This is a genomic window from Sporolactobacillus sp. KGMB 08714 (assembly GCF_036598985.1).
In the GTDB taxonomy this organism is placed as follows: Bacteria; Bacillota; Bacilli; order Bacillales; family Sporolactobacillaceae; genus Sporolactobacillus.
Genome location: NZ_JAUUBW010000010.1, coordinates 1 through 13,749, shown reverse-complemented (window position 1 = coordinate 13,749; position 13,749 = coordinate 1). Strand labels below are relative to the sequence as shown.

15 protein-coding genes are annotated in these 13,749 nt (G+C 50.4%); 11 read left to right on the top strand and 4 right to left on the bottom strand.

Features of this window, described 5'->3' with window-relative positions:
• Positions 1 to 33: 33 nt before the first annotated feature.
• The 7 genes from Q6A92_RS05295 (at position 34) to Q6A92_RS05265 (ending at position 7,155) form a co-directional block, all read left to right on the top strand.
• Positions 34 to 1,068, top strand: coding sequence for an alpha-ketoacid dehydrogenase subunit beta (locus tag Q6A92_RS05295; RefSeq protein ID WP_274399314.1), 1,035 nt, complete (start codon positions 34 to 36; stop codon positions 1,066 to 1,068).
• A 99-nt stretch (positions 1,069 to 1,167) separates the two neighbouring features.
• A complete protein-coding gene (locus tag Q6A92_RS05290; RefSeq protein WP_332237313.1) occupies positions 1,168 to 2,412 on the top strand; it encodes a dihydrolipoamide acetyltransferase family protein in 1,245 nt (414 codons plus the stop codon).
• A gap of 386 nt (positions 2,413 to 2,798) precedes the next feature.
• Positions 2,799 to 3,872: an AI-2E family transporter gene (locus tag Q6A92_RS05285; RefSeq protein ID WP_332237312.1), complete on the top strand. Its 1,074-nt coding sequence runs from the start codon at positions 2,799 to 2,801 to the stop codon at positions 3,870 to 3,872.
• Between the two features lie 140 nt (positions 3,873 to 4,012).
• A complete protein-coding gene (locus tag Q6A92_RS05280) occupies positions 4,013 to 4,546 on the top strand; it encodes an FMN-binding protein (protein WP_332237311.1) in 534 nt (177 codons plus the stop codon).
• A gap of 59 nt (positions 4,547 to 4,605) precedes the next feature.
• Positions 4,606 to 5,502, top strand: a complete 897-nt coding sequence (locus Q6A92_RS05275) for an FAD:protein FMN transferase (protein WP_332237310.1) — start codon at positions 4,606 to 4,608, stop codon at positions 5,500 to 5,502.
• Positions 5,490 to 6,401 carry an RnfABCDGE type electron transport complex subunit D gene (locus Q6A92_RS05270; RefSeq protein WP_332237309.1) on the top strand — a complete coding sequence of 304 codons (912 nt, stop codon included), beginning with the start codon at positions 5,490 to 5,492 and terminating at the stop codon, positions 6,399 to 6,401. The genes Q6A92_RS05275 and Q6A92_RS05270 overlap by 13 nt, the downstream gene beginning before the upstream one ends.
• A 304-nt stretch (positions 6,402 to 6,705) precedes the next feature.
• On the top strand, positions 6,706 to 7,155 hold the full coding sequence (locus Q6A92_RS05265) for an NUDIX hydrolase (RefSeq protein WP_332237308.1): 450 nt from the start codon (positions 6,706 to 6,708) through the stop codon (positions 7,153 to 7,155).
• A gap of 125 nt (positions 7,156 to 7,280) precedes the next feature.
• Here the strand turns inward: Q6A92_RS05265 and deoD are convergent, their stop codons facing one another.
• Complete coding sequence (gene deoD / locus Q6A92_RS05260) at positions 7,281 to 7,985, bottom strand: purine-nucleoside phosphorylase (RefSeq protein ID WP_332237307.1); 705 nt, start codon at positions 7,983 to 7,985, stop codon at positions 7,281 to 7,283.
• Between the two features lie 78 nt (positions 7,986 to 8,063).
• On the bottom strand, positions 8,064 to 8,456 hold the full coding sequence (gloA2, locus tag Q6A92_RS05255) for an SMU1112c/YaeR family gloxylase I-like metalloprotein (protein WP_274399325.1): 393 nt from the start codon (positions 8,454 to 8,456) through the stop codon (positions 8,064 to 8,066).
• Between the two features lie 220 nt (positions 8,457 to 8,676).
• On the opposite strand from gloA2, the gene Q6A92_RS05250 reads away from it, so the two are divergent.
• Positions 8,677 to 9,633 (top strand): cation diffusion facilitator family transporter, encoded by a 957-nt coding sequence (locus Q6A92_RS05250; RefSeq protein WP_332237306.1) that lies wholly within the window; start codon positions 8,677 to 8,679, stop codon positions 9,631 to 9,633.
• Positions 9,634 to 9,755: 122 nt separating this feature from the next.
• Here the strand turns inward: Q6A92_RS05250 and Q6A92_RS05245 are convergent, their stop codons facing one another.
• Positions 9,756 to 10,070: a thioredoxin family protein gene (locus tag Q6A92_RS05245; protein WP_332237305.1), complete on the bottom strand. Its 315-nt coding sequence runs from the start codon at positions 10,068 to 10,070 to the stop codon at positions 9,756 to 9,758.
• Between the two features lie 152 nt (positions 10,071 to 10,222).
• On the opposite strand from Q6A92_RS05245, the gene Q6A92_RS05240 reads away from it, so the two are divergent.
• The 3 genes from Q6A92_RS05240 to Q6A92_RS05230 all read left to right on the top strand — a co-directional run bounded on the left by Q6A92_RS05240 (position 10,223) and on the right by Q6A92_RS05230 (position 12,071).
• Positions 10,223 to 10,369: a hypothetical protein gene (locus Q6A92_RS05240; RefSeq protein WP_274399328.1), complete on the top strand. Its 147-nt coding sequence runs from the start codon at positions 10,223 to 10,225 to the stop codon at positions 10,367 to 10,369.
• Positions 10,370 to 10,406: 37 nt separating this feature from the next.
• Complete coding sequence (locus tag Q6A92_RS05235) at positions 10,407 to 11,402, top strand: LLM class flavin-dependent oxidoreductase (RefSeq protein WP_332237304.1); 996 nt, start codon at positions 10,407 to 10,409, stop codon at positions 11,400 to 11,402.
• A gap of 78 nt (positions 11,403 to 11,480) precedes the next feature.
• Positions 11,481 to 12,071 (top strand): DNA-3-methyladenine glycosylase I, encoded by a 591-nt coding sequence (locus tag Q6A92_RS05230; RefSeq protein WP_274399330.1) that lies wholly within the window; start codon positions 11,481 to 11,483, stop codon positions 12,069 to 12,071.
• 19 nt (positions 12,072 to 12,090) lie between these two features.
• Here Q6A92_RS05230 and Q6A92_RS05225 read toward each other — a convergent pair whose 3' ends face one another.
• Complete coding sequence (locus Q6A92_RS05225; protein ID WP_332237303.1) at positions 12,091 to 13,350, bottom strand: MFS transporter; 1,260 nt, start codon at positions 13,348 to 13,350, stop codon at positions 12,091 to 12,093.
• Positions 13,351 to 13,749 lie beyond the last annotated feature (399 nt).

Sequence of the window (13,749 nt, the reverse complement as noted above, 5' to 3'; positions counted from 1 at the left end):
ATGCGAGTCAATAGTATCCGGAGGTGATTCATAATGGCCAAAAAAATGACCTACTCGGAAGCAATTAATGATGCAATCCGGCTTGCCATGCGCAAAGACGAAAACGTTATCTTAATCGGGGAAGACGTCGCAGGCGGTGCCGAGGTCGATCACTTGCAGGATGAAGGCGCATGGGGAGGCGTCTTCGGAGTAACCAAGGGAATCGTTGAAGAATTCGGACGCACCCGGGTACTTGATACTCCGATCGCGGAAGCAGGGTATATGGGCGCTGCCGTTTCGGCAGCCGCAACAGGTCTGCGGCCTGTCTCCGAACTGATGTTTAATGATTTTATCGGAAGCTGCCTGGATGAAGTGATGAATCAGGCGGCAAAATTTCATTATATGTTCGGCGGAAAGGCCAAAGTGCCGCTGACCATTCGGACGATCGACGGTGCGGGCTTTAATGCGGCCGCTCAGCACTCGCAAAGTCTGTATGCTCTATTTACCCATATCCCGGGGCTGAAAGTCGTTGTGCCGAGCAATCCGTACGATATCAAAGGGCTGCTGCTGACGGCGATCTTTGACGACGATCCGGTGATTGTGTTCGAGGACAAGACACTTTACGGCATGAAAGGCGAGGTGGACGAAGGTTTTTACACCGTTCCGTTCGGTAAAGCAGAAATTAAGAGGCCCGGAAAAGATCTGACGATTGTCGGGATCGGCAAGCAGGTGCATACCGCGTTGAAAGCGGCCGATCAACTGGCACAAAAGGGCTTTGAAGCGGAAGTCATTGACCCGCGCACGCTTTCGCCGCTGGATGAAGCAACAATCATCCGCTCGGTGCAAAAAACCGGCCGGCTGATCATTGTCGATGAGGCCTATCCTCGCTGCAGCGCCGCTACGGATATAGCTGCTATCGTAGGAGATAAAGCTTTTGACTATCTGGATGCGCCTATTAAGAGGGTGACGGCGCCGCACAGTCCGGTTCCTTTCTCTCCGCCGCTTGAAAAACTGTATCTGCCTTCCCCTGAAAAGGTCATTGATGCTTTCGCTGCGATGGTCGGCGACCGCGTTTTCACAGGCGTGTAAAGAAAGGCGGCAGTTTCGCGGGGTGAGACGGCATGGGCCGTTTCCTGAATGCCCGCTGGTGTTCCTCTCTCATTTTTCGATCAAAAAGGGGTGGACAAAATGGCGACGGAAATCATTATGCCTAAAATGGGTATGGGGATGGAAGAAGGAACTGTTGTTGAATGGCTGAAGCATAAAGGAGACCCGGTGAAAAAGGGGGAATCGGTTGTATCGATCAGCTCGGATAAAATTGAAAAAGATATTGAAGCACCCGAAGACGGCGTGCTGATCGGCATTGAAGCTGAAGCGGATGCAGTCGTACCGATCGGACGGCCGCTCGGCTATATCGGCAGAGAAGGGGAAGCATTCGTGCAGAAGGATGTCATTTTCAAAGAAAGCAAGACGCCGTCTGTCCGGATCGCGGAGACAGACGGGGAACGGGACGGCGATACGGCCGGGACGGATAAAGGCGAAGTGCAGCCCAGGCTGCGCGTCTCTCCGGCCGCCAGAAAGCTTGCCAAAACTGAGAAAATCGATCTGAGCACGGTTAAAGGGACCGGCCCGCTGGGACGAATAACCAAGAGTGATGTCGCGGCGGCGGCGGCCGCCCGGCAAAACAACCGACTGCCCGCACGGACCGCGTCTCCACTAAAGGAAAAACAGGCTGTGCAGGGAAAAGGGCAGGTCAGAAAAGTCGCCGGCATGAGGAAAGTGATCGCTCAGCGTATGTACGACAGCCTTCAGCAGACCGCACAGCTCACACTGCAGGCAACTGCCGATGTCACCGACCTGCTTGCTTTTCAAAAAACAGCCAGGCAAGCTTATCCGGTTGACGATGAAGTGCGGCTGACGGTCACGGATTTTGTAGCAAAGGCCGTGATCAATGCCCTGCTGGTGCATCAGGAGATGAACAGCACCTGCGCGGATGATACGATCACAACTTATGATGAAGTCAGCCTCGGCGTTGCCGTGGCATTGAAAGAAGGGCTGGTTGTCCCCGTCATCCGGGATGCGGAAAAGAAATCGCTGAGCACTCTTTCCAGGGAGATCCGCCAGGCGGCTAGGGCCGCCAAGGAAGGCCGCCTGGAGGCGTTGCAATTAACAGGCTCGACATTTTCGATCACTTCTTTGGGGACTTACGGAATCGGCTTTTTTACTCCCGTGCTTAATCCGCCGGAGATAGGCATACTCGGTGTCGGAACGATCAGCGAACAGCCGGCGTATAGGGGAGCCGATATTGAAAAAAGAAACTTTTTGCCGCTCAGCCTGACTTTCGATCACCGGGCAATTGACGGTGCACCCGCCGCGGAGTTCCTTGCGGCCGTCAAGGCGAATCTTGAAGCTCCGCTTAAGCTTGTCCTCTAGCTATCAATCATGTTTTGCGGAGAGAAAGACTTATAACAATGGCGATGGCGGCAAACATAAATCCTTGAACAATGAAACGATCATTCAGAGAAACAGGGCGGTTCCAATTGTACCGATTTGGAGCCGCCCTGTTCTAGTGAAAAGAAGCGATTGAATTCAATGGATTATTTTAGACAAAAATAGGTTACAATATTGTAAGAGAACATGCAAAGCCGGGCAATAAACGGAATAAATTTTTACCGTCCATTCGCTTATCGCAATTGCCGGCAGTCAAAGAACCGTGTCACGTATATCTAAAAAGCCGGTCCTTTGTTCAAATGATTCCGAACAGATAACGCCGTATTAAATCGTCAACACGGGCAAATTCGACGGATAGGGGAGCCATTATGCCACAGTCAAAATATTTTCGTTTCGCTGTCTGGTTGCTTTTGATTCTACTAATTTTATTGGTAGGTTCGCAACTGACCTTTATTCTTCAGCCGATCGGCACTTTGATTACCTCACTTGCAGCTCCGCTGATTATTTCCGGACTTTTATACTATATTTTGCGTCCGCTCGTTCAGGGGCTGATGGCATTGAAAATTCCGAAGGTTGTCGCCATACTGATGATTTATCTGCTGGCCGCCGGAGCGATTACGCTTCTGATTTTATGGATCGGTCCGCTGCTTTACGCGCAATTTCTTTCTCTCGTTACCGGCATGCCGCATCTTGTCCAGCAGCTCGGCTATCAGCTGGACACGCTGCAGCACAACAAGTTTTTTATTAAGCTTCATCTAAATGATATTTCCCTGGTCAACACGAGCAAAATTTCAAAATATCTGTCGTCTTTAACGACATCCGTAGGAAACAATGTCCTGTCGATCATCCAGTCGGTCACGGGAACGCTCCTCATTATCGTCACCGTTCCTTTCATCCTGTTCTACCTCTTAAAAGACGGGGAAAAAATGCCGCAGGGGATCATTAAATTAATTCCCGAAGAACATCGCGAGAAGGCCGTGGAAATTCTTGCCGATATGGATCAGGCACTGAGCGGCTACATACAGGGCCAGATGATCGTTCTCCTGTTTGATTTTGTATTCATATTTATCTGGTACTCGATTATCGGCTTAAACTATTCCCTGATACTGGCATTAGTCATCATTTTTACCAATGTAATTCCCTTTATAGGCTCCTTCATTGCCACCGTACCGGCAGTTATTGTCGCTTTTATTCAAAATCCTATCCTGGCGGTTTACGTGATTATCGGAGTTGTCGTTGTTCAGCAGATTGAAGGAAATGTGATTTCTCCTATGGTCATGGGAAGAAAACTGGATGTCCACCCTCTGACGATCATCTGTCTTTTGCTTGCTGCCGGCAATCTGGCCGGAATCATCGGCATGCTCCTGGCTATCCCCGTCTATGCGGTTTGCAAAGTCATTGTCACGCGCACTTATCAACTCTTGCAGCTCCGAAAAAAATAATCTGAAAGGCGTTTTTTCCTCCTGAATGCCTCTAATCAAAAATCTTTTTCAGTAATTTTTCAGACTTGCCTGTTAGAATTCAAAATTGAAACAAGAAACAGGCAGTTGATGAAACATTTATACTCTAGGAGGTTTGCTGGATGAGCAAGCTTAGTCCAAAATGGATTACTTTGTGCACGGCAGCCATTGGTCTGGCCTACACAGCCGGTTATGTAGTCACTGAACCGAAAGCCGTTGCGGTTTCCGTACCGCAACAGAATGTACAGACGGGAACGGGCGGCTCGCAGAGTCAAGGTGTACAGGGCAGTCAGGGAGGCAGCAGCAGTTCAGCCGCTTCGGATGCGTCAAGCGGTCAAAGCAATCAAAACAATCAAAGCAGCCAGGGGAGCAGTACGGCGCAATCTCAATCAGGCTATAAAGACGGAACTTATACCGGTCAGGGGCAGAACCGGATCGGATCGGTCGCCGTGAGTGTGACGATAAAGCAAGGGAAAATTGCGAATGTTCAGATTACAGACTGCACGACATCCTTCCCTCAAAGCGCCATTGATCCGCTGCCGGCTCAGGTGGTTTCCCGTCAAAATTCGAATGTCGACAACGTATCGGGTGCGACCGAGAGCACAGACGATTTTATAACGGCGGTTCAGCAGGCGCTTTCTCAGGCGCAGGCGTAATCTAACTGGGGAGGCGGTCCTTTTTTCGGATGTTTTCTGACGAAAAGAAGTTTATCTGTATGGACACGACGGTATTGATTAAAATTCTTTCACAGCAAAAAACAGATAAAGTCGATCAGGCGATAGACGAGGCGGCGCGTTTTTTTTACAAAATTGAACGGACGTGCAGCCGCTTTGATCCGGATAGTGAATTGATGCGGCTGTCGCGCCGTACAGGCGAGAGCGTGAGCGTGTCGCCGCTTTTATATCAGGCCGTTAAATTTGCCGTGGAAACGGCGCGCGAGACAGACGGCGCGTTCGATCCCTCTATAGGAAGATCTATGGAACAGCGCGGGTTTGATCGAAATTATCTATCGGGAAAAACAGTCCGGTCGACTTTTGCCGACAGCGAAAAAACGAGTTATAAGGATCTTTTATTGGATGGAAAGCGCAGAAAAATTTTATTAAAAAAACCGATGGTCATCGATCTGAACGCCGTAGTGAAAGGGATGGCCGTCGATGTAGCGGCAAAAGCCGTCCGTAATAAAGGTTTTGTTCATTTTATCATTAATGCCGGCGGCGACGTTTATGCAGCGGGACTGGATGAACAGGAAAGGCCGTGGAAAATCGGGATCAGGAATCCTGTCAGACGATCGGAACAGATCGGATCGATTCGCTTGTCCGATGCGGCAATCTGTACGTCGGGAGACTATGAGCGGCCCAGCAAGGTACTGCCCGGTCAGAATCATCTGCTCGATCCGCACAAGGACCGTTCTCCGGGAAACATAGCCAGCTGTTCCGTTATCGCCCCATTCGCCATGCTGGCGGATGCCTTTTCTACCGCTTCGTTCATCATGGGCAGCAACAGAGGCCTGAAAAAAATGGAAGAAATGCACCTGGATTGTGTGATGGTGACGCGATCGCAAGACGTGCGTGCGACAAATAAATTTAAGGAGAAGTGGTCATGGAACGAATAGAAACGGACATGCAGCGCGGCCTGCGAAAGGTCCGCGATTCGAGAATGGAACGAATGCATCCGGTAAAAAGTAAAAAGCGCGCCGGTTTCTCATTCAAAAAATTCATCAAATCGCCTAAAGGGATCGTTTTCTCACTCTTAACGATCCTCTCACTGATCGGGCTTGATTATCCGAACAGCTCGGGCGGCATCAGGAATATCATTCTGGCCGTCGTCACCGGCTTGTTTATGGATTATGTCGTGGCCTATCTGATGGAGAGGCCGGTGCGGTTTTCGGACGGAGCGCTGGTCACCGGGCTGATCATCGGCGGCATACTCAGCCCGGCGACGTCCTGGTATCTTGTCATGCTGACAACGGTTGTTGCGCTGGGGTTCAAACATATCTTCAAGGATAAACGAAAACCGATTTTTAACCCCGCAGCCATCGGACTGCTTTTCAGTGCGACCGTCTTTGCAGCCGGCGACAGCTGGTGGAGCGGGTTGTCCATGCTTTCGCCATGGACCACGGTCCTTTTAATCGTTGCCGGCTTCATCATAGCCGACCGGATCAATAAATTTCCGCTTGTCTTTTCATTTCTGGCCGTTTATATACTTTTTTTCCTCGTGCTCGGCATTCTCGGGGTAACGGGTGCGGGCGACGCGCTGCGGATGCCTTATATTAATTCCGCTTTGTTCCTTGCCTTCTTTATGCTGACGGATCCTCCGACTTCCCCTGCGAAATACTCGGAGCAGGTGTTTTTCGGATTCTTGGCCGCCGTTGTCAGCGGAGCGGCATTTTTATATTTAAGCAAGCTGTCCTACCTGCTTGTCGGACTGCTGACCGCTAATGCATGGAAAGCATTGCAGGCGCGCCGCCGCCAGAACAGGCCCGTCAGAAGAGGCCGGATCAATGTTAATTAAGTAAGCAGTCAGCCTCAGAGCTTGGACGGCTGCGGCCTGATGAGGCCCGGAACAGATCTATACGGGGAATCCGCAGCCGTTTTGATTCATGGAGATTTAAGGAAGAGACTAACCGTTGCAGGATACGGGCGGCTTGTTTCTTTCCTTTTTATTCTTTCAGACCCTTCCGTCTCGGACGGGCTTTTTCTTTGCAAAAGAGAAGGCGGCGATACGCTCCTTCACAGATCAGGCGGCCCGGCAATCAAATTGCCAGGCCGGTACGCTGTTTTATGCTATACTTTGATGGGTGAAGGGAGAGAAAGATGTGGGTTATATTGAAGAGTTAAGGCCGCTGGTCGGGCACAAGCCTTTGATTCTTGTCGGCGCGGTGGCCGTTATTGCTGATCAAAGCGGCCGGATCCTGATGCAGAAACGCAAATTTCCAGTCGGCATGTGGGGAATTCCGGGAGGACTGATGGAACTTGGAGAATCAGCCGAAGAAACCGTCAAACGGGAAGTATTCGAAGAGGCCGGATTGTCCGTTGACCGGCTTCGGCTGATCAATGTCTATTCCGGCCCGCAGAATTATGTGACCGCTAAAAACGGCGATCAATTTTATGCTGTTACGGTTGCCTATTCGGCCGGCATTTTTCGAGGAGATTTAGTTGTAGATGCTGATGAATCGATCAAATTTGAATTTCGGGCACCGGAAGATCTTCCGAACAGGATATTAAAAAGCCATCGATATATTCTGGATGACTACTTTCATAAATGAATGAGGCGCCGGGCGACGATTTGAGTCTTGTTTGCCTGAAAATACCGTCATGGTGAAAGTCTGCATAGAAAAAAGGACCCGGTTTTATCACAACGGGTCCTTTTTTACGGCCGTTTAACGGCGGGTCAGCCGATCGAGGCGCCCAGAGCTATTTTTATCATATCGTTAAATGTTGTCTGCCGTTCCTGAGCCGTCGTTTCTTCTCCGCTGAAAACATGGTCGCTGACCGTAAGAACGGTTAATGCGCGCGCACCGTACTTGGCCGCGAGTGTATAAAGCGCGCTTGTTTCCATCTCGACGGCCAGGACGCCGTAATCGGCCAGTTTTTTCATAATGTCCATACTGTCTCTGTAAAACACGTCGGCGGAAAGGACGCTCCCGACACGGAGAGAGGCGCCCAGCTCCGTCCCGATATCAAATGCTTTCTTCAGCAATTCGAAGTTTGCCGTTGGCGCATAGTCGATGCCGGGGAAAACAGCGTGATTCACTGCCGAATCTGTTGCGGCGGACATGGCCAGAACGACGTCGCGGACGTGTATATCCGTCTGGATGCCTCCGCATGTGCCGACACGGATCAGCGTTCCGACACCGTAATCGCGAATCAGTTCATTGACATAAATGGAAATCGAAGGAATACCCATGCCTGTCCCCTGGACGGATAGGCGTTTCCCCCGGTAGGTGCCGGTATATCCGAGCATGCCGCGTACGTTGTTATAGCAGAGCGTGTCTTCAAGATAGGTTTCCGCGATATATTTTGCCCTGAGCGGATCGCCGGGGAGCAGGACGGTGTCGGCGATTTCTCCCGGTTTTGCTTCGATATGGATACTCATTTTATTCCTCCTCGGATTGTGATGATGGCCCGATCTCTTTCAGTCTACCATACCGGAACATGAACGGGGCTTTATCCGTTATTTTTGATAGAGCTCAAGCGGCAGATTATCGGGATCCCTGAAAAATGTAAACGGCTTTCCCGTAAATTCGTCCATTCGGACCGGTTCAGTTTCGATTCCCTGTTCCTCCAGTTCACGCACAGCTTTCCCGACATCGCCGACGCTGAATGCGAGGTGCCGCAGCCCCCGTGCTTCGGGACGTGTCGGCCTTTCCGGCGGTTCCGGGAAGGAGAACAATTCGATCTGTCCGCATGAATCGTCGCCGATCTGCAGATCAAGCTTATAGGAGTGCCGGTCGGCGCGATAAGCCTCATGGATAATTCTAAAACCAAGCAGATCCACGTAAAAATGTTTCGATTTCCGATAATCGGAACAGATAATAGCACAGTGATGAATCCCCAGACTTTGCATGAATAATCCCCCAGTCAAAATGAAAAACTTAAGAATAGTATATCAGAAACGGATAATTGATTGAGAAAATAGAAACGTTCTTACGAATTTCAACCGATCTGTTGACATTTAAGAGAGAATCGGTCATATTAAACATATGAATACTCATTCATATGTGTCAATCACGGCGGCACCGTCGGCAACGGGTGAAGCCGATTTTTAAGCTTGGAGGGGGACCCTGGTGAAAACCGCTCATACTGAGGATTCGGTTGCGCATAATCATGAAATTTTGCATGCTCATGACCATTCGGCAAATAAAAAGGCGCTTTTGGCTGGTTTTCTGTTGATTACCGGGTTTATGGTTATTGAAATAATCGGCGGCCTGCTCAGCCACAGCCTTGCCCTATTATCGGATGCAGGCCATATGCTGAGCGATTCCATCTCACTCGGCCTCAGTCTGATCGCTCTCATTGTCGGATCGCAAGTGCCGGCCGACAATAATAAAACGTTCGGTTATCGGAGATTTGAGATTCTCACCGCTCTTTTTAACGGGATCCTGCTGCTGATTATATCGGTGTGGATCATTTATGAAGCTATTTTGCGACTGAGGCATCCGGTGGAAGTGGCCGGCTCCGGCATGCTGATTGTTGCTTTTGCCGGACTGGTCGTCAATCTTGCCGTTGCTCGGATACTGATGCATGGGGAAACGGAAGAAAATCTGAATGTAAAAAGCGCGTTTGTGCATGTGCTCGGCGATTTATTCGGATCGGTCGGCGCCATCGCGGCGGCGCTGCTGATCGGCTTTTTCGGCTGGGAAATTGCCGATCCGATCGCAAGTGTCGTCGTGTCGCTGATTATTGTCAGGAGCGGCTGGCAGGTAACCCGGGCTTCAATCAACATACTGATGGAGAGCAGGCCGGATAACCTGAACGTCGAAGAAATCCGCAGCCGGATCATGGAAGTCGACGGAATACGCGGGATTCACGATCTGCACGTCTGGACGATTACTTCCGGTTTTTTGTCGCTGAGCTGCCATCTGACAGTCGATAAACGAGCGGATCGGGATGAAATGCTCAGAAAAGTCGAGCGGGTCCTGGAATCGTACAACCTGGGCCATTCGACGATCCAGATCGAAGGAACGGATTTTTCAGACTGTCATACAGACTGCGCCGGCGGGAAGCAGCAGACGCATGCATAGGAAAAAAACATCCGTGCGGATGTTTTTTAGTCTGGTCTCTCAGTAAAATGATCGGCAGGCGGAATCTTTAAGAGTTTCTGGTTCAAAAAAGATATATTAAACTAAGCCGGCCGGATAAATTTTCATGCCTCAATCGTTTTTAAATAGTTTTTTATTTCATCCGGCGATTTGTCATCTGCCCGCAAATGCGCTGTTTTTTTACCGTTTCTGAAAGCCAGCAGACTCGGAATGCCGAGCACCTGGTATTTCTCGCCAAGATCCGGGAATTTATCACGATCGGCGGAGAACCACTCAAAGTCAAAATCTTTCACAATGTCATCAACATACATATTCAGTCTTTTACAATCCGGGCACCAGGTTGTCTCAAATTTGACGATCACCGTTTTCGGCCCGCCGATTACTTCTTTAAATTCCTCTGCTGATTCAATAGCTTTCATTTACGAGACTCCCTCTTCCGAATTCAGTTTTCCAGATTGTCATTATTCTATCAAATCGGATGATCCGTGCCAACTTTTTTGCACGTGCACGGCCGGGATCTATTTCTTTGCCTTCATTGCCGTACATGATAAATTAAAAGGACAGAAGGAAAATGAAACTTCCGTTCGGCGGACCGCCGCATCAGGCGGGCGCCGGTTCGCGGCCGGGAGAGAATGCGCCGTCTGTCATAGAAATTTCAAGAAATTTTGATCGGCAGAAAATGCCGGTTCCATTCAGAGTGCCGCAGGCGATGGCCTGAGGCGCTCAATATCAGTGATCGGGAGATGAATGAGAGTATGCTAAAACTGAGTATATTGGAACAGTCGCCGATTTCCGAGGGATCGACACCGCGGCAGGCACTGGAAAACAGTACACGGCTTGCTAAGGCTGCCGAAGGATGGGGCTATCGGCGCATCTGGTTCGCGGAGCATCACGATTCTAAAGGACTGGCAAGCGTTTCGCCTGAAATCATGATCGCCCACGTTGCCGCACAGACGTCGCGGATTCACGTCGGATCAGGCGGCGTGCTCCTTCCGCATTACAGCCCTTATAAGGTTGCCGAGAACTTTCATCTGCTTGAGAATCTGCACCCCGGCAGGATTGACCTAGGCATCGGACGTGCTCCGGGCGGCATGCCGGGGGCCACGTGGGCTTTAAATGACAGAGGGCGGCGTGATCTGAGCGATTTTCCGCGAAAAGTACGCGATCTGATCGGTTTCCTGACGGATCATCTGCCTCCGGATCATCCGCTCCGAACGGTCAGGGCGACGCCGCAATCCGATAAGATACCCGAAATTTTCCTGCTCGGATCGTCGGACGGAAGTGCGGGCATTGCGGCGCAACTGGGAACGCCGTTCATGTTTGCCCATTTTATAAACCCGTACGGCGGCATTGAAGTCGTCCGTTCTTATCGAAGCCATTTTCAAAGCTCGGCCCTGTATAAAGTGCCAAAGCCGGCCGTCTGCATCTTTGCGGTCTGTGCAGAGACCGACGGGGAAGCGGAAAGACAGGCTTCGACACTCCGCTACTGGATGATTGAAACCGCTCAGGGCCGGTCGGCACCCATCCCGACGATCAAACACGCCGAACAGTTTGATCCGTCGGAACAGGAACGGAAGATAATAGAAGAAAATCGCGGCCGGATGATTGTCGGCAGCCCGCAAAAAGTGAAACGTGAACTGGAAAACCTTGCGGCGGCCTATCAGACTGACGAAGTCATGATCATCACAAATATTCATGACTTTGAAGCAAAGCTGCGCTCGTTTGAACTGATCGCTCAAGTGATGCAATGACTTTCCCGGGCAACCGGGTTTTTTAATTGCATAAAAGGGAACATATGTGCTATTATAATAAAAAAGGGGGACGGACGAATGAAGAGTGAACCGATTAAGAGGTGCAGCTGGAATACGTCGGATCCGGTTTATCTGGCTTATCATGACCGGGAGTGGGGAAGGCCCCGGTACGATTCGCGCCTGCTGTTTGAAATGCTCTGCCTAGAAGGAATGCAGGCGGGGCTGAGCTGGATCACGATTCTGAAACGCCGCGATCATTACAGGGCAGTTTTTGCAGGATTTGATCCGCGGATCATCGCAGACTATTCAGAAGAGAACGTGGCGCAATTAATGGAGGATCCCGGCATTATTCGCAACCGCAGAAAAATAGAGGCTATTATTGCCAACGCGAAGAGCTGCCTGGAAATCGAAAAAGAACAGCCTTTCAGTCAGTATCTCTGGCATTTTGTCGGCGGCCGTCCGATTGTCCATCATTATTCGGCTCATGACACAATTCCCGCCGCAAGTGAGGAATCACGGCTAATGAGCAAGGATCTTAAAAAACGCGGATTTAAGTTTGTCGGAGAAACAATCTGTTATGCTTTTATGCAGGCGGTCGGAATGGTCAATGATCATGAAACCGGGTGTTTCTGCTACCGGCAGATTTTAGAAGAAATCGGGCACGGATGAATCCCGTCTTCAAATGAATTTAATCGAATCGGCGGATGCCGGGAATAAAAAGGACGAGAGCCGTTAAAAAAACGACAGCAGCGCCGAGGATGATCATGGCGGCAGAGCCGCCGATGCTGCCGGCGAACCATCCGGTAAATAAGTAGCCGGCCGGGAGAAGGGCAAAGGATCCGAGCATGTCCAGGCTGGCGACACGGCCGAATGCTGCCGGAGAGACCAGCTCCTGAAGGCTTGTTTCCCAGATCAGCCCGAACATCATCATGCCGGCACCTTCCAATATCATAAACCCCGTCAGCAGATAGGCAGCATGCGTCAGCGGCATGAAAAACAGGGCCAGTCCGCCGGCACCGACACAGCCGTAGGCGATCGGTCCGCGATAATGCCATGTTTTCCGCATTCCGAAGAGCAAAGCGGTCAAAGCGGCTCCGGCTGCCTCTCCGGACATAACCAGTCCGTATACATATGACGGAAGATGCAGATGGACATTGATCAGCCAGGGAACCAGTATGACAACGATTCCCGTCGTACATATATTAATAAAACTGAAGGCAAGGATGGTTACCCAGAGCCAGGTATTTTTCTTGATAACGTAAATTCCCGCGAAACATTCCCGAAAGAAAGAAGGCCTTTCAGCTGCTGCCCCGTTTCTTTGGACCTGTCCTTCTTTGCCCAAAAAGCGGAGACAAATAAATGAGATGAGAAAAGTCAGTCCGTCGACGCCGAAACCGACGGGGGCCGACGAAATACTGATGATCAATCCGCCGGCTGCCGGCCCGAAAAGGCGCATGCCCTGCACGGTGAGCTGGGTGAGCGCGTTGGCCGAGGTACGTATTTCAGGGACAAAAACCGTTGCGCGGATGGCCGAGAAAGCCGGCTGGAATAAACCGTCCATAAGTCCGAGAAAAGCGGCGACAACCAGCAATATGTGCACATCGAGCAGGCCGGCAAATCCGCAGAACATGACGGCAAAGGCGATCAGGCAGCGGATCAGGTCGGCCGTTCTCATTAATGAGGCCCGATTGATCCGATCGACGATCAGGCCGGCAAAAGGCAGAATGACGACATTGGGAAGCATATAAGCCGTCATAACCAGCCCCATTGTCAGCGTTGAATGAGTCAGTGAGTAAACAATGACGGGCACGATCACGCTCGTAATCGATGAACCGAAGACAGACAGCGAATTGCCGATCCACAAAGCACGGAACGCCCGTGAAACAGCCAGCGGCTTGATGAGCTGCGGATATCTTCGTAAATGTGCTGCCTGCCGTGCATTGTCCATACTTTCATGCCTCTTTTTTAACGATCGGGATCGTCCATTTCGTTCGATATCTAAAACGGTAATGCAGCGGATGGTACGATCCCGGCTGATTTTTCATAATATAAAGTCAGTGTATGCCCTCTTCGGGTTGCCGTCAATAAGCGGACGGGACGGCTGAAAATCAAAAAACGCGAACGGATATGGTAGAATTAAACTGATAAAAATCGGCTGCGCCAGACCTTTGCTCAGACTAAACCTCAGCCGGGACGGCTTTACACCGATTATGCCGAGGCCCGGCCATTTTTATATATACTATCATCTTAAAAGATTTTATACTTAATAGCTAAAACTTGAAAGTTAAAAAAGTGCCCTAACACCTTGCCGGTTCTACGTTTTCCACAAGTAAATTAGTTCAAGCTG